A 21188-nucleotide genomic window follows, 5' to 3' on the forward strand; every position below is an offset into this window, starting at 1 on the left:
GTCGCCTGCTCGCGGGACTGCGAGGGCTACCGGTAGCTCGGGGCGGGCTTGAAGAAGCGGTTGGACTCGGGCTTCCAGAGCAGGAAGATGACCGCGGCCGCGACGACGACCTGGACGGCCCCGAGGACCAGCGACAGCGCCGTCTGCTCCTGGGTCAGCCCCACGAGCCAGAAGAGCACCGCGAGGCCGCCGAGCACCGTGCCGAAGATGCGCGACCAGTTGGCGCCACGACCGCAGAAGACGGCGTTGAGGATCCAGAGCGCCGCTCCGACGACCGCTCCGATGATCCCGACCGTGACCCCGACGGCGACGGCGGTGTCGATCTCCGAGGCGGTGAGGTCGCCCTGGTCCTCGAGCTGCTCGCGGATCGCGTCGATGCCGAGCAGCGAGGCCAGGATGGACAGCGCCGAGAGCGCTGCGCCGACGTACATCAGCTTCACCGCCAGGTCGACCGACTTCGGTCGCGGGCCGCGCTGCTGCTGCTCCGGCGGCGCGGCCGGGGCGTTCGGCACGCCGTACTGGTTGAAGCCACCGGGGGGAGGGGCGGAGGGATAGTCCGTCATGGGCCTTCACCCTAGGGGGCGAAGCGGGCGAAAGTCGCGCGCCGCCACGGTCGTTGCGAGAACAGCCTCGACGGCATGACGGCCGGATGCGACGTGGGAAGATCCGCCTGGTGATTTCGCTTCAGTGCAAGCGAGTGAGGCGAACAGGCGTCCTCCCGGGGTGGCGGTCCGCAATGACCAGGCCAACGCAGTCGCGCAACGTCTGGGTTGGGGCGTGGCGTGGTCACCGTGGTGCCCGTGACCGGCAACACGACCAAGCTGCTCCCCTCTCAGGTGCTGCTTCCGGCCGAGGACACGGGCTTGCACGTGGACTCGAAGGCGCAGGCCGAGCAGGTGTGCAGGCGAGCTGACGCCAGCTTCGCCCATCGCGAGGCTCGCCTAGGTCGAACGGTCAGTGGTGGCAAGCGTGTGGTGCGGGCACCAGTCCGCTAGCAACTGCTGCCAGAAGGGGGGATCAGCCTTCTGTGGCCCGCCGCGGCTGTGTGGGTGAGACGCTGGGGTGGTGTTCCAAAGAACTCGGCTGTCTCTGGTCGTGCCTGCCGTCTTGCTCGCGCTCGCAGGCTGCACCGGGGGAGACTCCGCACCTTCCTCGGACGCTGCTTCGGTTCCCTCGGCATCACCAACGTCCGAGAGGCTTGTCTCGCCTGCGCCGGAGGGCCGCCCGGTTGAGACTCTTCCGCCACTCGAGCAGGGCCTGTCGGACACTCGACCGGTCCTGGACCTGGCTGGACGCAGCGGGTCGCGGACCTACCGGGTCCGCGCTTCTGATCCGACCCGAGAGCTCGCCGCTCGAATTGCATGTGTAGGGGCCGGCGGCAGCGTCAAGCTGGAGTTAGAAAGTTTCGATCAGCTCGCGACGTCCGAGGGCCAGTGCGACGGGACGCCGTCCGACTACGTTTCCTTGGACGCGCGACAGGCGTCGGTCACGGTGACGACGACTGATGGTGTGCGGTGGTCGCTACTTGTCGAAGATCCCGAGACCAGCCTGTTCGAGGACACCGACACTCGATAAATCACAGTGTCGCTACTCTTCCGTCTTGCTCCTTCCGATGACTGCGAAGGAACTCACAGAACGTTTGGCGACTTGTCAGCCCGGACTCCTGAGAATTCCCGGCGGTGCGCACTCAACCGGGGGCGGCGGTCGGACGGCTTCGGCGTGCGGCGTATGCGCCCCAGGTGGCGCCGGCGTGCCGTGCGGGGGTCTCGGCGATCTGTGGCCGTAGCCGAGGGCTGAGCAGCGACCGCTGGCGAATCCGCACTGGTTGACAGGTAGCAGCCGGTATCAGTAGGGGACGTATCGGGCGAACGTGCAGGAGTCTCCCGATGTAGGCCGCCCCGGTGACGATGGGATGCACGCAAAGCAGTGATCTCAGTCCGTGTGACAAGGTGAACGATGCGATGATGGCCGTGTGTCGCACGACTCTCTCATCCTCAGACCTAGCGAGAACCAGAAGAGGCGGTCTCGATCACGCGCTGCTCTCGGCCTCAACGCGTGGCGCGCCGGTGCCGTTGCCGTCGTTGTTGGAGTTCTGGCCGTCCTCTCGTGGTGGGTTCTGGCACTGAAGCTGGGCGAGGCCAACCTCGTGGCCTACGACGGGGATGCTCCCGTCTATGACGTCTTCCACGTCAGCAAGTCGATCGTGGCGTGGGCGGCGGTCGCCGTCACGAGCACGTTGTGTCTGTCGCGCTTGCGCTGTTCGCAGCCATCGTTCGCGCGATCGTGGCGCTCGACTATGCGCGCGACGCGTGAATGTCGGGATGAACGAGGAGGCGAATCCGACGGCTCTGAGCTAGTGTTTGGGCTGGCGTAGTGTCTTGAAGGAGAAGCGGAACTCGGCCTCTCTGTAGGTGCGAGCGGGGTGCCCCATCGAAGGCCACCCCGCCTCACTCGCATCGGATGCACGAGTTGGTCATCAGATGCAAGTCGCTGCAGCGACATCTGGAGGCACCTCAGCGAGAGTCCGTGCGCCCTCAGGGCAGGGGAGCTACACGGGACGGGCCATCGTGCACCTGACGCCAGACAGGCTCCGTCCAGGTTGACATAATCTCTCTTATCGGCGGGGGCTCGGGGGCTTACCCACCCCTGGCACGCAGGCCCGTGACACAACCAGGCGCGCACGTCGCTCCAGATCGGACCCGTCATCCCGCTCCAGTCGACTACTTGAGCACCTCGTACTCGACCCGCAAGGTCGCAGTGTCTGGCCCGAGGGCCTTCGGCGTAGGCAGCGGGTCGATCAACTGGCCCGTCCACTTCCCTTCGACGAGCAGGCCTCGAAGGGGGTCAGTCACGCGTTCGCTGGGCAGCATGTCAGTGGTTGCGCTGTTGTCGTTCGCGTCGACGAGGCGTACTCTGAATCCGTAGTGAACAGTGCGCCGTTCCCCCGAGATGCTGACGGTTTGAGAGACAGTGTTTTCCACGGAACGTATGACACCCTCGTATCGGAACGTGCTTCCCTCGTACGTACCGTCACTCTGTCGGAACAGGGTGACCCCCGTTGACGGAAGAGGAGGAGGGGGAGCAGGGCGCTTGTAGACATTCAGTGCGATACCGTCCTCGTTCTTCGCGAGAATCGTCATCACGCGTTCCCCTCCGCCATTCGGCTCCCCGCGAACCCATTCACCGTGGGGATTCCAGCCGATCCGGTCGAACCGCACCTTGTCGTCCGCATAGTCATCGTGTTGCCATAGAAAGAACCTGCCGCTCTCCGTGCCGTCGTCGCCCGATCCAATCAGTTCAACGTGGTGACTGCGGAAGTCCGCTCGCTTGGTGGCCCAAGGCACCCAGAAGTAGACGTCCTTCTCGGCGTACGGCGGGATGAGCCCTCGATCGCCTTTCGTATCACTAGGCGTCTCATGGTTGATGACTCGCCAGGTGAACTGAGTCTCGTTGTACACCCGGTGCACCGCTGTCACCTTCATGGGGCCTCCCCTTCTGCAAGGTTGACACCATGGAAGTCCCGCTGGGCCAGCCAGTCAACACCACGAGGAACCGGTGTGATTGAACCTCGACTGCCAGCTCGAGGCCGCGCCGCCAGTCGGCGGCCGCGTGTCGGCGCTCTGGACCGAGTGGATCGACCTGGTCAGCACCCATCCACTACGTGACCGGCTTCGCGGCTTCGCAAGAGATGGACGCCTTGGCGACCTCTCGGGCGCGTGGCTGCTCTCGACGCGATGCTTAGCCCCGCCGACATCACCGCCGAAACTGACCCGAGGGGCGCTCCCCGCGTTCAGCGCTTCGCCTCGTACTTGGTCAACAGCTCGCCGTCGGGGAACGCCCGCGTCTTCACCAGTTCCAGGCGCGCCCAGTTGTCCAGAGCCAGAAAGAACGGCGTGCCGCCGCCGACCAGGGCCGGGTGGTGACCAACCGCGCTGGGCGTCGAGGAGAGCACGATCTTCGGCATGTCGCGCCAGCGCTGGGCGTACTCGACCGTCGCCGGTGTGGCGCCAGGCTGCTGGTCGGCCGTCGGCCAGTGAACCCTCCCCGGGCCTGCGCGCCCGTACAGCGCCAGCCCCGGCCCGCTCACGCAGCTCGTCCGGCTACTTCCTCGGTGCTGGCACTGACCCACTCTCCCGTGGCTTCAGCGCCTCCACCAGACCCGGGGCGGTTCAGTTGAGCGTGACCGCGGTGGCGCCGACCGGCGCAAGACCGCGGCCGGCCGGGCCGATCACAGGGAGCCGCAGCGTGGTGTCCGGGCCGACGGGCCTGGCAGGTGCTCCGGTGCCGATGGCCATCAGTGCCGCAACGGCCAAGGCCGTCAGCGCGAACATGGTCCGGCCGTTCAGGCGTGGCACCATGAGGTCTCCTCGTCGAGATCAGGCTATTTCCGCCAGGCGTCATTTCACGATGGCGCGTCCTGGGCCTCGTCGATACCGATCCCCGGCTTACGGGCTTCTTACGAGGTAGGCCACCGAACCAGGCATCGGGTGGGAGGGCATCGGCCACCCTTGATGCGCCATGTGTTCGGTGGCAGCGTGCCTTCTACACTGCTGCTCGTTGGAGCAGCGCGGGGTCGTGGCCCTGACGGCGACGCGGGCAGGCCGCCTCCGTCACACCGGGAGGGTTCCATGTCGATCCTTCCTCAGGTTCGCCTCGTTCCTGCCACCGTGCCGTTGCTGACGGCGTTGCTCCGCGACCGCTTGCTATTCGGCGAACTGATCGGCTCGCCGGTGCCCGACGGGTGGCCCGAGTTCCCCGAGGCGATCGATTTCACGCTGCAGCATCTGCGGGAGGCGCCGGAGGCTGACCGGGCATGGTCGATGCAGTTCTTCGTCGACCAGGTGACCGGGCGGCTGCTCGGCTCGGGCGGGTTCGCCGCGCCACCAGTGGACCGGACGGTCGAGATCGGCTACGAGATCGCCCCGGAGTTCCGCGGCCAGGGGTTCGGCGCCGCCGCGGCCCGCGCGCTCGTCGAGCGCGCCGTGGCCAGCGGCGAGGTCGACCACGTGCTCGCTCACACGCTGCCCGGCCCGAACCCCTCGACGGGTGTGCTCGTGTCGATCGGCTTCGAGCACGTCGCCGACCAGCATGACTCCGAGGTCGGGACGGTCTGGGAGTGGAGATGGACCCGGCCGCTCGCGCCGTAGCCCGGTAGGCGTTCCACCCGCGCGCAACCTCGTGCCCCGGACGTCTTGCGGGGAGCGGCCGGGCGCGCTACACCTACGAGGGAGGCCGCCGCAAGGGACGGCTCGGCTCCGGCCTCCCACGACGTACGCGGCCTCCCCGGCCGGTGCGCTTCGAGACGCCTCGCCCGCAGGCTTCCGACGCCCCTGTCGCGCCGGAACGACGCGCGCCCTCGTCCCGTCTCTCCCCGCGCACCATTCGGCAAGAACACGTACGTGGAGAGCGCCTTCAGCTCTCTTCCCGGCACAGGTCTCTTCCCACAGCGGAATGATCCGAAAGGAGACGGCCAGTGACCCAAAGCATTTCCGACCCGAACGGCCTGGAGATCGTTGATTCCGACGTCCAGCTCGAGCCCGAGGGTGTCGCGCCGGCACCCGCAGCGGGGCTCGCCCTGGCGGACGGCGTCAGCTCGATCCCGATGCAGGCCAGGGGCGACCCGAACGGCGAGGGCACGGTGGCCACCCTGTCCCTCGCTCCTCCCGATGTCGCGGAGGAGCAAGCCTCGGCACCACCGATCCCGATCCCTAGGCCCATCCCCGTCCCGATCCCCATCCGACGGAAGACCGTCAGCGGGCGCTACCGCAGCTCGACCGTCGGGTTCCAGCTCGAGCTCCGGGTGGACGTCGACGGCGCGACCAAGCTCAACAAGGTGAGCGGCGACTACTACTCGGTGTCCGGCTCGACCACGGCCTACTTCGGCTCGTGGCGCATCGCGGCGCCGACGGTCTCCGTCAGCGCCACGACGGTGACCGTGGAAGGCATCGCCGAGTGCACGTGGAACACGGCGTTCACGAAGGCGCGCATCACGATCCCCCGCGTGCTGATCCTCCAGCCTCAGGCCAACGCGACCCTCACCTGGTTCAACGCCGCCGGCGCGCAGGGGGCGACGTACGTCTGCGCCTGGGAGTCCAGCGCCTTCCGCACCATCCAGTGGGAGCAGGACTCGGTCACCGGCACGGTGCCCTTCGTGTCCTACGACACCGGCTCGCTCCCGCAACCGGCCAGCAGCCCGGCGCGCACGCTCTCGGTCGTCACCGCGTTCGCCGAGGCCCGCATCCAGCTGCTCACGGCTGGCGCGCCGAACGTCATCACCAACGCGCTGGCCGGGGCCGACGCGCGCTGGGACGAGGCCGAGCTGCACGCCGCCATGCAGGCGAACTTCAGTCTGTGGGCGAACGTCCCGCAGTGGAAGGTCTACACGCTGGTCGCGACGAAGTTCGCCGAAGACGGCGTGCGCGGGATCATGTACGACGCGTCGGGCGTCAACCAGCGCCAGGGCATGGCCGTCTTCTACGACGCCATCAAGGGAGCGGACGCGGCGACGCAGCGAGCCCAGCTGCGCACGTACGTCCACGAGCTCGGCCACTGCTTCAACCTCCTGCACTCCTGGCAGAAGGGCCTCGCCCAGCCGCCACAGCCGCTCGGGCCCAACGGCGGGCTCGGTGACCTCTCGTGGATGAACTACGCGTGGAAGTTCCAGCCACCGGCCCCGGCGCCCGGCGGGGAGGCGGCCTACTGGGCGGCGTTCCCGTTCCAGTTCACCGCCAGCGAGCTCGCGCACCTGCGCCACGCGATGCGGGGCCACGTCATCATGGGCGGCAACGCCTTCGGCACCAACGCCGCCGAGGTCGACCCCCTGCTGTTCGCGGACCGGGAGGTCGACAACTCCGACCTCGCGCTCGAGCTGAAAGCCGAACGCAGCTACCTGCTCGGAGCTCCTGTCGTCGTCGAGCTCAAGCTCTCGTCGACGAGCCGGAAGCCGGTGCGCACGCACGGCCGGCTGCATCCGCGCGACGGCCTCGTGCACATCGCTGTCCAGGAGCCGTCCGGCCGCGTGAAGGCGTACCGGCCGCTCATGCCCCGTTGCGCCGACGACGCGCAGCTCCTCGAGCTCGACGAGCAGCGCCCGTCGGCGTACGAGAGCGCCTACATCGGCTACGGCCAGGACGGCTTCACGTTCGAGCAGATCGGCACCTACCGGCTCCGGGCGGTCTACGTCGCCGACGACGGCTCCAGCGTCGTGTCGCCCACCCTCACCCTGCGCGTGCGGTCACCGCTGTCGCCCGCGGACGAGGAGGTCGCCGACCTGTTCACGGTGGACGGCCAGGGCGAGCTGCTCTACCTGCTCGGGTCCGACGCCCCGGCGCTCGCGCCGGCGCGAGCCGCAATGGACGAAGTGCTCGACAGGCATCCGGACCACCCGCTCGCGGTCTTCGCGCGACTCGTGCAGGGCGTCAACGACGAGCGCACCTTCAAGACCGTCACGTCGGACAAGACGCTCGAGCTGCGGTCCGCGCGGACCGACGAGGCGGTCGGCCGGCTCGGCTCCGTCATCGAGGCGTCGTCCGACGGTGGCGGCGTCGACAACATCACCCTCAACCTCGTGATGCGCCGGCTGGCCCGGGCCGAGGCGAAGGCGGGCGACGTCGACAAGGCGACGGCGACCCTCCAGGCGATGCCCAGAGCGTTCGCCGACAAGGGCGTGAAGCCGTCGGTGGTCAAGGTGATCGCTACCCAGGCGAAGCAGGAGAAGGCCCGCCTGCTGCACGAGGTCCTGGGCCAGACCGGGGATGACGGCGAGCGATAGCGGCCTCGCTCCCCTGCGCCTGCGGCTGCAGGTGCCGCCGGGACCGGCTCACCGCGGGGAGCCGGTCCCGGTGCGGGTCGAGGTCGAGAACACCGGTGCCTCGCCGGTCCCCTGCGTCGGCGTGCTCGACGGGTCCGAGTCGGGCCTGCGCTACCCGCGCTGGGCCCCGGTCGTACGCCGCGGCTCGGAAACGGTCGCCCGGCCTGGGCCCGTCGAGGACCCGCTCGTCGGCCCGCTCCGCCGAGCGGACGTCGTCACGCTCTCCCCCGGCGGAACGTTCGACCCGACGAGCGCGGAGGGCGGCCGCGCGTACCTGCCGCTCTCGACCTTCGCGGCGTTCCGTCCGGCCGCCCCGGGGCGCTACACCTTCGAGCTGGCTCTCGACACGCGCGAGCCCGAGCCCGAGCGCTGGCTGGGGCGCTTCGGGCAGGGGACGGACGCCGAGCGCGCCGGTCTGCTCATGGCCGTACGCCGCATCCCAGCCGTGCTGCTCGTCGCGACCGTCGACGTCGACGTGGGGTGACTCCGACCGCTGAGCAGGTTCCGGGGGATCACAGCCACTCTGCGCCCGTTGACACCTATTTGTGCCCTCTCTACGTTCGAGCCGTCGTCGAGTCCGTGCACACCCCGATGGAGAGGTGGCTACGTGAAGAGGCTCCGTTCCCTCGCCGGCTTGACCGGCGCCGCACTGCTCATGGCGATCCCGTACGCGGCGGCCCCCGCGCAGGCCGCTGTGCCCAAGCAGGTGGACTCCGCGGTGATCGTGACCGAGTCCCTGCCGCTGGGGCACTTCGTCACCGCCGTCGCGATCAAGTACACGACCCGGGTGGACACCCTCGGGGCGCCGGTGCCGACGTCCGCCTTCACCGTCGTCGGGACGCGTACGTCGTCGGTGAACGGCGCGGTCACCACCGCCCCGCGCACCGTGGTCCGCGCCTACACCAATGACGAGCCCGAGCGCGCGGCGCAGGGCACCCGCGGCAAGTACCTCATCCTCGAGCTCAGCACGGACGACGCGAACGCCGGCGCACTGCAGTACACCGGTGGGATCAACAATCCCTACCAGCTGTCGTACTCCGTGACGCAGACGGCGGACGTCCTCGACGCGCGCGGCCGGCTCGAGCTGGCGGCGTCGGCCCTTCCGGTGACGACCACGAGCACGGTCACGCCGATCGTCGACGACTTCCTCGCCGCCACCTTCACCAGCACCGCGGGGCAGGCGCTGAACTACCGGCTCTTCGTGCCCGAGGCCTATCGCGACAAGCCGCGGGCGAAGACGTTCTACCCGATGGTCGTCTTCCTCCACGGCGGCGGGGAGCGCGGGCTCAACAACCTGTCCCAGATCACGGCCAACCAGGGCGCCACCGCGTTCGCGGACCCGTCCCGCCAAGCCACCGACCCGAGCTTCGTCCTCGCCGCGCAGGTGCCCGCTCCCCCGGCTGGCCAGGGCTGGACGACCCCGGCGATCCAGGCCGCGCTGATCCAGCTGATCGACTCGCTGGTCGCCGACTACCCCGTCGACCCCGACCGGCTCTACCTCACCGGGCTCTCGCTCGGCGGCATCGGCAGCTTCGACATCCTGCCGAGATACCCGACGAAGTTCGCCGGCGCCATCATCATCGCCGCGTCGGGGGACCCGGCGCGGATGCCGCTGATGAAGGACGTTCCGATCTGGGTCACGCACTCCGTCGACGACCCGACCGTGAGCTACACCAACGGCAGCCTGCGTCTCGTCAACGCCTTGGAGGCGGCCGGGTCGGTGGTCGTCCGCGACACCTGGCCCGGCAACCTTCCCGAGCCGGAGGCGGACGCACGCGCCCTCGCGCTGTGGCAGCAGGCTCAGGCCGCGGGCAGCCACACGCTGTTCACGACGTACGCCGCGGGCACCACGCCGGTCAGCGCGCACTGGTCGTGGGTCCCGACCTACCTCAACGACACGATGATCGACTGGCTCTACGCGCAGGAACGCGCGAACGGCGCTTCCTGCGACGCAACTGTCCGGACGTCTTCGTGGAGCGGCGGCTTCTCGGGAGCCGTCGTCGTCACCAACACGGGGACCAAGCCCATCGCCGACTGGACGGTGAGCTGGCAGGCCGGCGCCGGGCAACAGGTCACCAGCGCCTGGCCGGGCACGTTGAGCCAGTCCGGCACGACGGTCACCGTCAGCGCCCCGGCGTTCAGCAGCTCGATCCAGCCGGGCAAGTCGCTCTCGATCGGCTTCAACGCCACCGGCACGGCGGGGACTTCCGCCCCTGCGGTGACGGTGAACGGCGCGGTCTGCGGCTGAGCGCGCGAGGCCCCGGTGCTCGCGGAGCACCGGGGCCTCGTCCGGACGTGCAGATGTCAGGCGGGAACGTCCTCGGTCCCGCTGCGCGTCCAGTGCCGGTGGGCGACGACGGCGTCGATGAACGCCGGAGCCGTGGAGGCCGCCGTGCGGCCGACGACGACGCCCGGCTGACCGCTGCGGCTGCCGAGGGCGGCGGTCAGGAACGCCTCCCCGTCACCGTCGGCGCCGATCGGCTTGTAGTGCTTGTACGCCTCCCGCACGAAGTGCAGCGCCTCCGCGTTGGTCCGCAGCGCACCCGCGCCGCTCGGGACGTAGACCGCGTCGTACTGCACCGACTCGCTGTTGAAGAAGGTCGCGTTGACCGCGACCTCGCTGCCGCCCGCCGCCGCGACCGTGCCCAGGTGCGGCGCGATCACGTGCGACGCGGCCTTCGCCTTCGTCACCGCGGCCTTGAGGGCGGTGACGTCCGCGCCGTCGACGCCGTCCGCCACGAGGATGGCGACGAGACGGCCCTTCGCCGAGGGGCGGGGCAGGCTCTCCTCGCTCAGCGCCGGGGAGGTGCCGATCGCGGTGTTCGGCCGGCCAGAGGGTGCCGGCATACCGAGGGCGGCGGCGACCTCGCGGACGAGCCGGGTGTCGATGTTGGCCAGGTGGCCGAGCATGCGCTGCCTGACCGCTGCGGACTGCACCTTGCTCAGCTCGAACTGCAGGGCCATGACGATGTGCTTCTTCTCGCGCTCGGTCTGGCTCTGGAAGAAGAGCGTCGCCTGGCTGTAGTGGTCCCCGAACGACTCCGCGCGGGTGCGGGCTTTGCGCCCCGACACCGGGGCGGCGTACGAGACGAAGCCGCCCTGCGCCGCGTTGGCCTCGTCAGCGCGCGCTCCCAGCGAGTTCGGCTCGTAGTTCACCTTGCCCGGCCGGTTGTTGTAGCGCATGAACCCGTCCTGGTTGAACGTGTTCACCGCCGACTTCGGCTGGTTGATCGGGAGCTGGGAGAAGTTCGGGGTGCCGAAGCGGTTGAGCTGGGTGTCGAGGTAGGAGAACAGCCGGCCCTGGAAGAGCGGGTCCTCCGTCGCGTCGATGCCGGGCACGAGGTGGCCGATGTGGAACGCCGACTGCTCGGTCTCCTCGAAGAAGTTGTCCGGGTTGCGGTTGAGCGTGAGCCGCCCGACCCGCTGGGCCGGGATCAGCTCCTCGGGCCAGATCTTCGTGGAGTCGAGCACGTCGAACGGGGCCTTCTCGGCCTCGGACTCGGGCAGCAGCTGCAGCGCCAGCTCATACTCGGGGTAGTTGCGCGTCGCGATGGCGTCCCAGAGGTCGCGGCGGTGGTAGTCCGCGTCGATCCCCATGAGCTTGTGGGCCTCCGGCCACACGAGGGAGCTGATGCCGAGGAGCGGCTTCCAGTGCCACTTCACCAGCGTCGACTCGCCTCGGGCGTTGACCAGCCGGAAGGTGTGGACCCCGAAGCCCTCCATGGTGCGGTAGCTGCGCGGGATCGCGCGGTCCGACATGGTCCACATGACCATGTGCATGGACTCAGGGGTGAGCGAGATGAAGTCCCAGAAGTTGTCGTGCGCCGTCGACGCCTGCGGGATCTCGTTGTGCGGCTCCGGCTTGAACGCGTGGACGAGGTCGGGGAACTTGATCGCGTCCTGGATGAAGAAGACCGGGATGTTGTTGCCGACTAGGTCGAAGACGCCCTGGCTGGTGTAGAACTTCGTCGCGAACCCGCGGGCGTCCCGCGCGGTGTCGGCCGAGCCGCGGGACCCGTTGACCGTGGAGAAGCGGACGAACACCGGCGTGGTCGCCGACGGGTCGGTGAGGAATGCCGCCGTCGTATATTGCGACAGCGAGCGGTAGACACGGAAGACCCCGTGCGCCCCGGAGCCACGCGCGTGCACCGCCCGCTCGGGGATGCGCTCGTGGTCGAAGTGCATGATCTTCTCGCGGAAGGCGAAGTCCTCCAGCAACGACGGCCCACGGGCGCCGGCGCGCAACGTGTTCTGGTTGTCGGAGATGCGGACGCCCTGGTTCGTGGTGAGGAACCTGCCCGACGCCACCGGCGGGTCCGCTGCCGGCACGGCAGCCGCGGGGGCGACGCCGGACTCGGCGGCGGCCGCCTCTCCCCCGTGCATCGCCGCCCCGACGGCGATCGCGCCGGCCGCCGCTCCGGCCCCCTGGATGAGCTGGCGCCGGCTCAGCCCACCACGATCGCTTTCCTCCGGCGTGCCGGAGACTGCTGTCCCATCTGTTGGCCCTGCGGTCATTTCCCGACCTCCTGCGCCTGGCCACCCTGCTCTGGATGGCTGCCCCGAGATGTGATCCCGCGCGAACTCTAGGGCCATTGGCAAGGGGTCGCTGGAGGGGTTTTCGGTTACGGATCCCTAACGTCGCGCCGGTGTTTCGGCAGCCGCGGACCAGGGAAAAAAGGGTGGCGCTCGTGCGCGGACAGGCCGGAGGCCGGGCGGGGGCTCATGCCTCCGTCCGGCCTCCGGCCGTACCTGGTCCCGGTCCCATCCGGGTCGCTCGTCGCGTCCTAGAGGTCGCGCACCCCCTGCGACCGCGGACCGAAGCCGAACGGCGCGGCCGGGTGCTCCGGCTGGGCTGACGCGTCGTAGGCCGGCTGGGCCGGGACCTGCGGCGCCGGGGCCGGGGTGGGCGCCGGCGGGTACTCGTGGCCCAGCGGCTGGAACGGCGCCGGCACGTGCGGACGGTCCTGGTGCGCGGGCTGCGCCGGGACGGGCGCGGTCGGGTGGTCCCCCTGCGGTGCGGTGGCGTGCGGGTAGCCGTCGGCCACCGGCGCGGCGGGGTAGGCCGGGGCGTACGGCCCCTGCGGCTGCTGCGGGAACTGACCCTGGGCCGGCATCGCCGGGTGCTGGCCGGCGGCGTACACGGGAGCGCCTTGGGCAGCGGGGCCGTAGCCGCCGGCGGGAGCCTCGGCGTAGCCGGCACCGGGCGCGCCGACGGGGAACACCTGCTGGGCGGCGGCTGCGGCCCGCTTGCGGCGGCGGCGCAGGACGACGGCCAGGACCGCGCCGAGGACGACGAGCAGCGCCGCAGCCGCGCCGCCGAGGATCAGCGGCAGAGAGCTCGACGAGGGCGTCTCGTCCTGGCCGGCGGTGATCGCGGTCTGGCTGTCGCTGATGTAGCGGTCGGCGTAGGCGTGCGAGGGGAAGAGGTCCTTCACCTCACGGAAGAGCGGCAGCGCACGCTTGTAGTAGTGGTTGAAGTAGTCCTCCAGCGCGGTGTTGTACTTCGTCGTGGTGACGCTCGTCGCCGGGGTGACGTTGTTCGCCCGCAGCTGGTCCTGCAGCACCTGGCCCTGCTGGCAGAACTGCTGTCCCACCGAGACGCCGCGGTCGTCGATCGCGCCGGAGACCAGCACGCCGATCACGGCGCCGCTCTCGTCGAGGCAGGCACCGCCCGAGCTGCCGGGCGAGGCCTTCGCGTCCGTCTGCAGCAGCGGCACCCCGGACTCGGTCGTCTTGGTGGCGGTGATGGTGCCGGCCGAGATCGTGGGCTGCAGGGTCGCGGCCTCGCTCATGCCCTGGATGTAGGTCGCGTCCGCCGGGAACCCGCTGACGTACACCTTGCTGCCGACGGCCATGGTGTTGCTGTCGCCCATGGCGACGGTCGGCAGGTTCTCGTAGCCGCGGATGCGCAGGAGCGCCGTGTCCTCCCCGGAGTCCTGGGCCGACGAGGCGAGGACGGTCGCCGGGACCGGCTTGCCCTCCCGGGTGCCGCCGTTCGCGGCGACCCCCATGAGGACCTCGACCTTCGGGGCCTTCATCGAGACCTTGACGTGCGTGCTGTTGTAGGTCGCGACCGCCTTCTGCATGGCGGTGATGGCCTCGTCGGAGAGGTCGAGCTCCTCGAGCTCGAGCGAGGTCATGTCGGCGGTGGAGAACTCCTCCGCCGCCATCGACGCGAACTGCTCCTTCGTCGCGTCGTCGGCGGTCACCACGTGGGCGGCCGTGCCCAGGACGCCGTCGGGCGTCAGCACGAAGGCGCTCCCGACGGCTTGCAGCTCGTAGCTCTTCGAGCGGCTCTTGCCCGTCGTCTTGATATAGCTGTCCGGGTCCCGTGCGAAGCGCGTGGTGATGTAGTCCCACATCGCGGACTCGTCCGCGCCGATGCCACCGGTCAGCGCCTTCTGCACCGCGAGGGTGACCAGGTCGTTGAACGCCGGCGCGAGCGTCCACTCGCGCTGGGCCACCGTCGCCGCGTACGTCGTCACCACGGCCTGCACGGCGGGGTTCGTCCGCTCGGCGACCCGGGTCTCGGGCCGGACCGACGCGGCCTCGTCGGCGGCGAGGGCGGGGGCGGCGCCGAGGGTGCCGGCCGCGATCGCCGCCGCGGTACCGGCGAGCAGCATGCGGGATCGTGCGTTCACTGTCGTCTCCCTGAGAAGGTTTCCGCTCGGCGCCCGGAGCACGAGCCGCTGGGGGTCGCTCGTGGCCGGACCGCCGTCACGTGGGGGTGTCGGTCGGGGCAGCGGGTCGCGGGTGGGTCGGGGCCGTGGTGCCCCGGTCCGTCCCGCCGCCCTTGCCGAGGGTTAGGAAGGGCCGGGCCCGCTCTGAGATACGCCCAGGTCAGGAAGATTTCGGCAGCGGTGCCGTGCCACCGCGGCGAGATCGGAGGCGAGCGCTTGTCAAGGGCGCTGGCCGGGCGGCGTCGTGGGTGCCGGCACCCCCTGAGCGAGGCCGAGACTGCGCAGCTGCATCGCCGCCAGAGCCCGGGCGGCCGACGGATCGCCGTCCCGCCACCCGCGCACGGTCCCGGCGGGCAGGGCGGCCAGGTCCGCGAGGGGGCGCTGCGCCAGGGCGCGGACCGCGAGGACCTCGAGGCCGTCGGGCCCGAGCGTCAGACGACGGGCGACGGCCGCCTCGCGCACCCAGCCGATCCGGCGCGGCAGCCAACGGGCCAGGACCGCTGCGGCCGGGAGCAGCAGGACCAGGACGGCGAGCAGGAGCGCGAGACCGCTGACTGCGTCCTGCTGAGTACGCCCCGCCTCTTGCAGGGCCGACCCCGCCCCGCTCGCCCCCGTCAGCGCATCGCGCAGCCGGTCACCCACCAGCGGCAGGCCGCCGGCGGAGTCCCCGGCGGAGGTGAGCCTGCGCGTCAGATCGCTGCCGGCCTGCTCGATCTCCCGCCCCGGCGCGCCGAGCCGCTCGACCTGCTGGTGGGTCTCGTACGCGACCCGGGCCCACAGCAGGATCCAGGCCAGGACGAGCGCGTCCCCGAGTGCCTGCCGGAGCCGGTGGGAAGGGTCGTCGGCATAGAGCTTCATGGACGCACAGTTCCCGAACCAGGTCTCCTGCTACTCAGTACGGGCGACGAGAAGGAAGCCGTGGGCGCCGCTCGTCGTCGCCGTGGCGGTCGCCGGCACGGGGCTGGGGGTCTCGTCGGTCGCCGCGAACTCCGTGGGGACGGACGTCGAGGAGGCGCTCACCGGCAGCGCGACGGGCATCGTCAACACGGGGGCGCAGCTGGGCACCCCGCTGGGGTGGCCGCCGCCGTCCTTCTCGCAGCAGGGGGGCCGTACGGCCCGCTGTCCGGCACCGCCGCCGCGTGGGCGGCCTGCGCGCTGGCCGGCGGGGCATGCGCGGCCTGCACGGCGGCGGGCGCGCGGCAGCCGATAGGTTCGCACCGGTGACGACGCAAAGCCCGGCGGTCCCGGGACGGGAGCGGGTCGACGTCCTCGTCGCCGGAGCAGGACCGGCGGGGCTCGCCGCGGCGGCGGCGTGTGCGCGCGAGGGGCTGCAGGTCATCGTCGTCGATCCGCTGCACGCTCCGTGGCGGCCCACCTACTCCCTCTGGCACGACGAGGCGGAGGCGGCGGCGTCGGCGTTGGGCCTCGGGACCGCCACGACGATCAGCTCGGCGTTCGACCGCACCCTCGTGCGCACCGCACGGTCCGAGCTGACGCTGGCCCGGCGCTACGCCGTGCTGGACAACACCGCTGCCCGGCAGGCGCTGCTCGACGCCGCGACCCGCCGCGGCGCGCAGCTCGTCACCGACCGGCTCGTCGCCGTCTCGCCGGACGGGACCGGCCGCCTCGCCTCCGGCCGCCGGATCGACGCCGCGGTGGTCCTCGACGCGACCGGGCCCAGGCCACGTCGCGGTGCGGCCGGCCCGGCGCAGCGGGCCTGGGGCGAGCTGGTCGAGGGCGCCGACGCACTGGTGGCAAAAGGCGAAGCCCTTTTCATGGACTGGGCTACGCCGAAGCGCGTTTCAGCCGACTTCCCTTGGTTCCTCTACGCGCTCGACCGCGGCGACGGCTCGACGCTGCTGGAGGCCACCTCGCTCGCGGCGGCCCCGCCCGTCCCGCTGCCCGCGTTGCGCGCGGCGCTGCACCAACTGCTGGCCCGGCACGCCTTGCGCCCGGTCGGGCCGGCCGAGCGCGTCTCGATCCCGCTGGGAGACCCTCCCCCGCCCCGCCGCAGGACGACGGTCCCCCTCGGCGCGGCCGCAGGCCTGGTCCATCCTGCGACGGGCTACAGCGTCGCCGCGTCGCTGCTGCTGGCGACCCCGCTCGCCGGGGCCGTGGCCGCCGCCGTGCAGGCCGGGGACGCTGCCGGAGCGCGGCGCGCGGCGGAGCGGACGACGTGGCCGACCTCCCGCCGTCGGGCTTGGCCGCTGCTGCGGCTGGGGCTCGACGTGCTGCTGGGGCTGGACGCGGACGGGCTCGACGCGTTCTTCGCGGCCTTCTTCACCCTCCCCGAGCACACCTGGGCGGGCTACGCGGCGGCCGACCCGCACCCCACCGCGGTGACGGCGGCGATGCGCAGCACGTTCATCGCGCTCCCGTGGCGGCTGCGGCGGGACGTGCTCGCCGCGTGCGCCACGCCGCCGGGCGCGCGGCTGCTCGTGCGCGCGGTCACCGGGTAGCACGTGCAGGCGCCCTGGGCGGCCGGCCCGGGCGCGCGCAGCGTGGGGGAAGCGGGCAACGACGGACAGCGGCGCGGGTCGCGGCAGTGCGGTTCGTCACGCAGACGCGTCGAGAGACGTCCCGTGGGGCACCCTACATAACAGGGAATCGGTTCCGACGGTGATGCGTTGGATCAGGTGCTGGGGAGAGTCCCGGTCCCCTATGTGAGCGAGGAGGCATCCGATGGCTGAGCGAGCGCTACGCGGCTCGCGTCTCGGCGCGCAGAGCTACGAGTCGGACACGGGCGTGGACGCCGCCCCCCGACAGCGCGTGGAGTACGACTGCGCGGCAGGACACCGGACGTCCGTCCCGTTCTCCACCGAGGCCGAGGTCCCACTGGTGTGGGAGTGTCGGGTCTGCGGCCAGGAGGCGCTGCAGGTCGACGCCTCCCGCCCCGAGCCGAAGCGGGCCAAGCCCCCGCGGACGCACTGGGACATGCTGATGGAGCGCCGGACCGTGGCCGAGCTCGAGGAGCTGCTCGCAGAGCGGCTGGAGCTGCTGCGGGCGCGGCGCGGCGAGACGACGCGCAAGAGCGCCTGACCTGAGCTGACAGGAGGAGGGCCCCGGGGCGACGCCCCGGGGCCCTTCTGCGTGCGCGGGCCGCTGCGGGCACCCACCGGCCCAGGCGCCTCGGCCCACGCAGCGTCGCCGCTACCGCTCCTTCGCGGGGCCGTCGTCCGGGTCGACGACCTCGCCCTCGATCACCCGGCCCGGACCGGCCGCCCCGCCGCCCCGCCGCGCTCCGGGCCAGCCCGGCGGCACGGGCCCCGGCGGTGCCGAGCCGGGCGGCGCGGCCCCCGGCGGCCACACGCCGCCACCGGCGGCCGCGGCGCGCAACGCGGCGGGCGAGAGCCCGAGCCGGCGCGCCACTCGGCGGGTGAGCAGCAGGACGAACGCCGACCGGGCGAGCGCTCGCGTCGGCGGGAAGAGCAGCAGCAGCCCGACGACATCGCTGAGGAAGCCGGGCACGGACAGCAGCCCTGCGCCGAGCAGCACGAGCGCAGCGTCGGCGAGCTCCCGGCCGGGCAGCTGGCCGCCGGCCATCGACCCACGCAGCGCGCTCCAGGCGCGTACCCCTTCCCGCCGCAGCAGCCACAGCCCGAGCAGCGACGTCGCCAGCAGCAGGAGGAGAGCGGGGGCCGCTCCGGTCTCCTGGGCGACCTGGACCAGGGTGTAGACCTCGGCGACGGGCAGGCCGACCAGGACGAGCAGGACGACGAGGGGCAACGCGGCCTCCGCCTCAGCCGCCGGCCGGGCGCCGCACCAGCCGGCGGGCCCGGGACGGCAGGTCCATAGCCCCCCACAGCGTCACCCGGAGCAGGGCCTCGCGCACGATCGGGCCACTCATCTTGGACTCGCCGTGCTCGCGCTCGACGAACGTGATCGGGACCTCGGCGACCCGGAAACCGGCGCGGACGGCACGCCAGGCCAGGTCGACCTGGAAGCAGTAGCCCTGCGAGTGGACCGTCTCCAGGTCGAGCGCCTCGAGAGTGCGGCGCCGGAACGCGCGGTAGCCCCCGGTCGCGTCCTGCAGGCCGATGCCGAGCGCGAGCCGGGTGTAGATGTTGCCCCCGCGCGAAAGCACCTCCCGCGAGCGCGGCCAGTTCACGACCTTCCCGCCGCGCACGTAGCGCGACCCGAGGACGAGGTCGGCGGTCAGCAGCCGCTCCAGCAGCAGCGGCAGCTGCTCGGGCTGGTGGCTCCCGTCGGCGTCGAGCTCAACGACCGTGCCGTAGTCGCGCTCGAGCGCCCAGGCGAACCCGGCGAGGTAGGCGGCGCCGAGCCCCTCCTTGCCGGCGCGGTGCAGCACGTGCACCGCGGGGTCCTCGGCGGCCAGGCCGTCGGCGATCTTGCCGGTGCCGTCCGGGCTGTTGTCGTCCACCACGAGCACGTGCGCGTCGGGCACCGCGGCCCGGACCCGTCCGACGGTGCGCGCGACGTTGATCGCCTCGTTGTAGGTCGGGACGACGACGAGGACGCGTCCGAGCGGCTCCGGCTTGATAGCTGTCGGCCCCGCTTCGGACTGGTACGCCCCGGTCACTGCTGTTCTCCGTCCGTCCGGCGCGCGGGCTGCGCGTCGCTCCCCCTCCGGGGCGAGCCGCCCCGGCGTACCCCTTCGACGAGCCGGCGGCCGCGGCGGGTTCCGGCCAGCGGCACGGCGGCGAGCGCCACGGCCGCCAGCGCCAGGGCCGCCTCGGGCAGCAGGCCGAGCCGGGAGGCGAGCGTGCGCTGCCCCTGGTCGGCGAGCGCGATGCGCTGCACGAGCACGTCGGGCTCGAAGAGCTCGGTCCGCTGCACGACGTCGCCCGCGGGCGAGACGACCGCGCTCACCCCGCTGGTGGCGGCCACCAGCACCCAGCGCCCGGTCTCCTGCGCGCGCAGCCGCGACATCTGCAACTGCTGCTCGGTCTGCGGGGTGCGCCCGAAGGTGGCGTTGTTGGTCTGCACGACCAGCACTTGGGCGCCCTCGTCGACCGTGTCGCGGATCAACCCGTCGTAGCCGACCTCGAAGCAGATGACGTCCCCGAGCCGCAGCGTCGGGGCCGCCGCCGGGCTGTCGAACACCCCGACGCGGTCTCCTGCCGCGAAGTCGCGGGTGACGCGGTCGACGGCCGAGGACACCGTGCGCGCGATGCTGCGCATCGGGATGTACTCGGCGAACGGGACCGGGTGCCGCTTGACGTAGGACTGGCCCGGGCCCGTCTCGGGGTCCCACAGGATGCCCGTGTTCGAGGACATCTCGCCGGGGCCGCGCAGGACCGCGCCCACCAGGACGGGGACCCCGATGTCGCGCACGGCGTCGTCGATCAGCGCGTAGGACGAGGGGTCCAGGAACGGGTCGATGTCGGAGCTGTTCTCCGGCCACAGCACGATCTCGGGGGCCGGCACCTCGCCGGCGCGTACGCGGTTGGCCAGCTCGTGCGTACGGGCGACGTGATTGCGCAGCACCGCCTGGCGCTGGGCGTTGAAGTCGAGCCCCTCGCGTGGCACGTCGCCCTGCACGACCGCCACGACCGCGGAACGGGCGGCCGGCGCGGCGAACGGGACGGCCAACGGCCCGAGCGTGACCGCGGCAGCCGCAGCGAGGGCGATCGTCGCCCCGGCCGTGCGCCGCCGAGCCGCGCCGAGGACGGCGGCGGCCAGGCACCCTCCGGCGAGGGCGTAGCCGAAGGTGACGAGCGGGACGCCGCCGAGCCGGGCCAGGTGGGTGTAGGCCGCGTCGCCCGTCGCCAGGCCCAGCCGGCCCCAGGGGAACCCGCCGTAGGGCAGCCGGCCGCGCAGCGCCTCCTGCAGGACCCACGCGGCACCGGTCCCGAAGGCCCACAGCGCGGGCGACAGGCGGCCGAGCAACGCGAGCACCGAGCCGAGGCCGGCGAAGAAGGCGGCCTGGCTGGCGGCGAGGAGAAGCCAGGGGGCCGGGCCGACGTAGACGCCGCTCCACTCCAGCAGCGGGACCATGAACGTGACGCCGGCGAGCAGCCCGAGGGCGGCCCCGCGGCGCGCGTGCACCCCGCGGGTGGCCAGCGACAGCAGGGCCACGCCGGCCGGGGCGGCGGGCCAGACGGAGTACGGCGCGAAGGCCAGGAGCAGGAGGGCTCCGGAGCCGGCGGCCGCAACGGCCCGGAGGGCGACGCGGCGGGACCGCTCCGCAGGCGCCATCGACGACGGGGAGGGCGACGGGGCGGCAGAGCTCGCCTCGGGCGGGACGGGCGGCAGCGACGGGCGACGGCCCGACAGGCCCCTGCCCCGAGGCACGGCGGCGGGAGCCTGTGCCTCGACCACCCCGCGCCTCCGCAGTCCGCCGCGTCACGGCCCCGGGCGGCCGCTCCTCCTGGCGAGGGTACGGGAACGCCGGGCCAGACGCGGCGGCCGAGCGCTGCGCGTGCGGGACGGGACACGGGGGCGCGCAGGCCCTTCGGACCGACTCGGACTCGCTGGCCGCGAGTTCCCCAGCCGTTGTCTACTGGGCCTCCGCTCTCACCCGTGTCCCGTCCCCCGAGGTGCCGCGCCTCGACGGGGCGCATCGCCGACGCCGGGCCTGGCGCGGGAGCACGGCGGGGATCGCCCGCCGCCCTGACCCGGGGTTTCGACGCACCGTGCGCGGGGCTTTCCCTCGGTCGTCCTCGCGCTGGACTGGGCACGACGGTACTCAGGCTGGATGGAGTGTCAACCCGCGTCTGACCTGCACAGATGGCGGA

Annotated in this window: 16 protein-coding genes and 2 pseudogenes; 7 read left to right on the top strand and 11 right to left on the bottom strand. The window is 71.9% G+C overall.

Features of this window, described 5'->3' with window-relative positions; all coding sequences use genetic code 11:
- Positions 1–26: 26 nt before the first annotated feature.
- Positions 27–563 (bottom strand): hypothetical protein, encoded by a 537-nt coding sequence (locus G9H71_RS11065; protein ID WP_166281712.1) that lies wholly within the window; start codon positions 561–563, stop codon positions 27–29.
- Positions 564–649: 86 nt separating this feature from the next.
- Here G9H71_RS11065 and G9H71_RS25525 point away from each other — a divergent pair.
- Positions 650–995: pseudogene (locus G9H71_RS25525) on the top strand (type II toxin-antitoxin system PemK/MazF family toxin).
- Positions 996–2720: 1725 nt separating this feature from the next.
- Here the strand turns inward: G9H71_RS25525 and G9H71_RS11070 are convergent.
- From G9H71_RS11070 to G9H71_RS11080, 3 genes and pseudogenes are all read right to left on the bottom strand, one after another.
- On the bottom strand, positions 2721–3482 hold the full coding sequence (locus tag G9H71_RS11070) for a hypothetical protein (protein WP_166281714.1): 762 nt from the start codon (positions 3480–3482) through the stop codon (positions 2721–2723).
- A 308-nt stretch (positions 3483–3790) separates the two neighbouring features.
- A pseudogene (locus G9H71_RS11075) lies at positions 3791–4087 on the bottom strand (dihydrofolate reductase family protein); the annotation flags it as partial.
- Between the two features lie 82 nt (positions 4088–4169).
- Positions 4170–4358, bottom strand: coding sequence for a hypothetical protein (locus G9H71_RS11080; RefSeq protein ID WP_166281716.1), 189 nt, complete (start codon positions 4356–4358; stop codon positions 4170–4172).
- Positions 4359–4628: 270 nt separating this feature from the next.
- Here G9H71_RS11080 and G9H71_RS11085 point away from each other — a divergent pair, with 270 nt between their 5' ends.
- The 4 genes from G9H71_RS11085 (at position 4629) to G9H71_RS11100 (ending at position 10058) form a co-directional block, all read left to right on the top strand.
- Entirely contained in the window at positions 4629–5147 is a 519-nt protein-coding gene (locus G9H71_RS11085) for a GNAT family N-acetyltransferase (RefSeq protein WP_166281718.1), read from the top strand.
- Positions 5148–5473: 326 nt separating this feature from the next.
- Positions 5474–7771: a hypothetical protein gene (locus G9H71_RS11090; RefSeq protein WP_166281720.1), complete on the top strand. Its 2298-nt coding sequence runs from the start codon at positions 5474–5476 to the stop codon at positions 7769–7771.
- A complete protein-coding gene (locus tag G9H71_RS11095; protein ID WP_166281722.1) occupies positions 7755–8294 on the top strand; it encodes a hypothetical protein in 540 nt (179 codons plus the stop codon). Before G9H71_RS11090 ends, G9H71_RS11095 begins: the two co-directional genes overlap by 17 nt.
- 123 nt (positions 8295–8417) lie before the next feature.
- Entirely contained in the window at positions 8418–10058 is a 1641-nt protein-coding gene (locus tag G9H71_RS11100) for a cellulose binding domain-containing protein (RefSeq protein ID WP_166281724.1), read from the top strand.
- Between the two features lie 56 nt (positions 10059–10114).
- Here the strand turns inward: G9H71_RS11100 and G9H71_RS11105 are convergent, their stop codons facing one another.
- The 4 genes from G9H71_RS11105 to G9H71_RS11120 all read right to left on the bottom strand — a co-directional run bounded on the left by G9H71_RS11105 (position 10115) and on the right by G9H71_RS11120 (position 15537).
- On the bottom strand, positions 10115–12193 hold the full coding sequence (locus G9H71_RS11105) for a catalase (protein WP_166281838.1): 2079 nt from the start codon (positions 12191–12193) through the stop codon (positions 10115–10117).
- 401 nt (positions 12194–12594) lie between these two features.
- A complete protein-coding gene (locus tag G9H71_RS11110; protein WP_166281726.1) occupies positions 12595–14451 on the bottom strand; it encodes a trypsin-like peptidase domain-containing protein in 1857 nt (618 codons plus the stop codon).
- A gap of 258 nt (positions 14452–14709) precedes the next feature.
- Entirely contained in the window at positions 14710–15348 is a 639-nt protein-coding gene (locus tag G9H71_RS11115; RefSeq protein WP_166281728.1) for a hypothetical protein, read from the bottom strand.
- Positions 15349–15378: 30 nt separating this feature from the next.
- Positions 15379–15537 (bottom strand): hypothetical protein, encoded by a 159-nt coding sequence (locus tag G9H71_RS11120; protein ID WP_166281730.1) that lies wholly within the window; start codon positions 15535–15537, stop codon positions 15379–15381.
- 173 nt (positions 15538–15710) lie between these two features.
- On the opposite strand from G9H71_RS11120, the gene G9H71_RS11125 reads away from it, so the two are divergent.
- The gene (locus G9H71_RS11125; RefSeq protein ID WP_166281732.1) at positions 15711–16949 is read left to right on the top strand and encodes a lycopene cyclase family protein; all 1239 of its coding nucleotides are present in this window, start codon (positions 15711–15713) and stop codon (positions 16947–16949) included.
- Between the two features lie 223 nt (positions 16950–17172).
- The gene (locus tag G9H71_RS11130) at positions 17173–17529 is read left to right on the top strand and encodes an RNA polymerase-binding protein RbpA (RefSeq protein WP_166281734.1); all 357 of its coding nucleotides are present in this window, start codon (positions 17173–17175) and stop codon (positions 17527–17529) included.
- Between the two features lie 111 nt (positions 17530–17640).
- On the opposite strand, the gene G9H71_RS11135 is transcribed toward G9H71_RS11130, so the two are convergent.
- Genes G9H71_RS11135 through lnt form a run of 3 tightly spaced genes read right to left on the bottom strand, consistent with a single transcriptional unit; the run spans position 17641 to position 20649 of the window.
- Complete coding sequence (locus tag G9H71_RS11135; RefSeq protein WP_166281736.1) at positions 17641–18216, bottom strand: FxsA family protein; 576 nt, start codon at positions 18214–18216, stop codon at positions 17641–17643.
- 13 nt (positions 18217–18229) lie between these two features.
- A complete protein-coding gene (locus tag G9H71_RS11140; RefSeq protein ID WP_166281738.1) occupies positions 18230–19030 on the bottom strand; it encodes a polyprenol monophosphomannose synthase in 801 nt (266 codons plus the stop codon).
- On the bottom strand, positions 19027–20649 hold the full coding sequence (gene lnt / locus G9H71_RS11145; protein ID WP_166281740.1) for an apolipoprotein N-acyltransferase: 1623 nt from the start codon (positions 20647–20649) through the stop codon (positions 19027–19029). The genes G9H71_RS11140 and lnt overlap by 4 nt, the downstream gene beginning before the upstream one ends.
- Between the last annotated feature and the right edge of the window lie 539 nt (positions 20650–21188).

Origin of the sequence: Motilibacter deserti, assembly GCF_011250635.1 — a bacterium.
GTDB lineage: Bacteria > Actinomycetota > Actinomycetes > Motilibacterales > Motilibacteraceae > Motilibacter_A > Motilibacter_A deserti.

Coding starts and splice junctions, on each gene's coding strand:
- G9H71_RS11065 (WP_166281712.1), bottom strand. CDS start 563: ATGACGGACTATCCCTCCGCCCCTCCCCCCGGTGGCTTCAACCAGTAC.
- G9H71_RS11070 (WP_166281714.1), bottom strand. CDS start 3,482: ATGAAGGTGACAGCGGTGCACCGGGTGTACAACGAGACTCAGTTCACC.
- G9H71_RS11080 (WP_166281716.1), bottom strand. CDS start 4,358: ATGGTGCCACGCCTGAACGGCCGGACCATGTTCGCGCTGACGGCCTTG.
- G9H71_RS11085 (WP_166281718.1), top strand. CDS start 4,629: ATGTCGATCCTTCCTCAGGTTCGCCTCGTTCCTGCCACCGTGCCGTTG.
- G9H71_RS11095 (WP_166281722.1), top strand. CDS start 7,755: ATGACGGCGAGCGATAGCGGCCTCGCTCCCCTGCGCCTGCGGCTGCAG.
- G9H71_RS11105 (WP_166281838.1), bottom strand. CDS start 12,193: ATGCACGGGGGAGAGGCGGCCGCCGCCGAGTCCGGCGTCGCCCCCGCG.
- G9H71_RS11115 (WP_166281728.1), bottom strand. CDS start 15,348: ATGAAGCTCTATGCCGACGACCCTTCCCACCGGCTCCGGCAGGCACTC.
- G9H71_RS11130 (WP_166281734.1), top strand. CDS start 17,173: ATGGCTGAGCGAGCGCTACGCGGCTCGCGTCTCGGCGCGCAGAGCTAC.
- lnt (WP_166281740.1), bottom strand. CDS start 20,649: ATGGCGCCTGCGGAGCGGTCCCGCCGCGTCGCCCTCCGGGCCGTTGCG.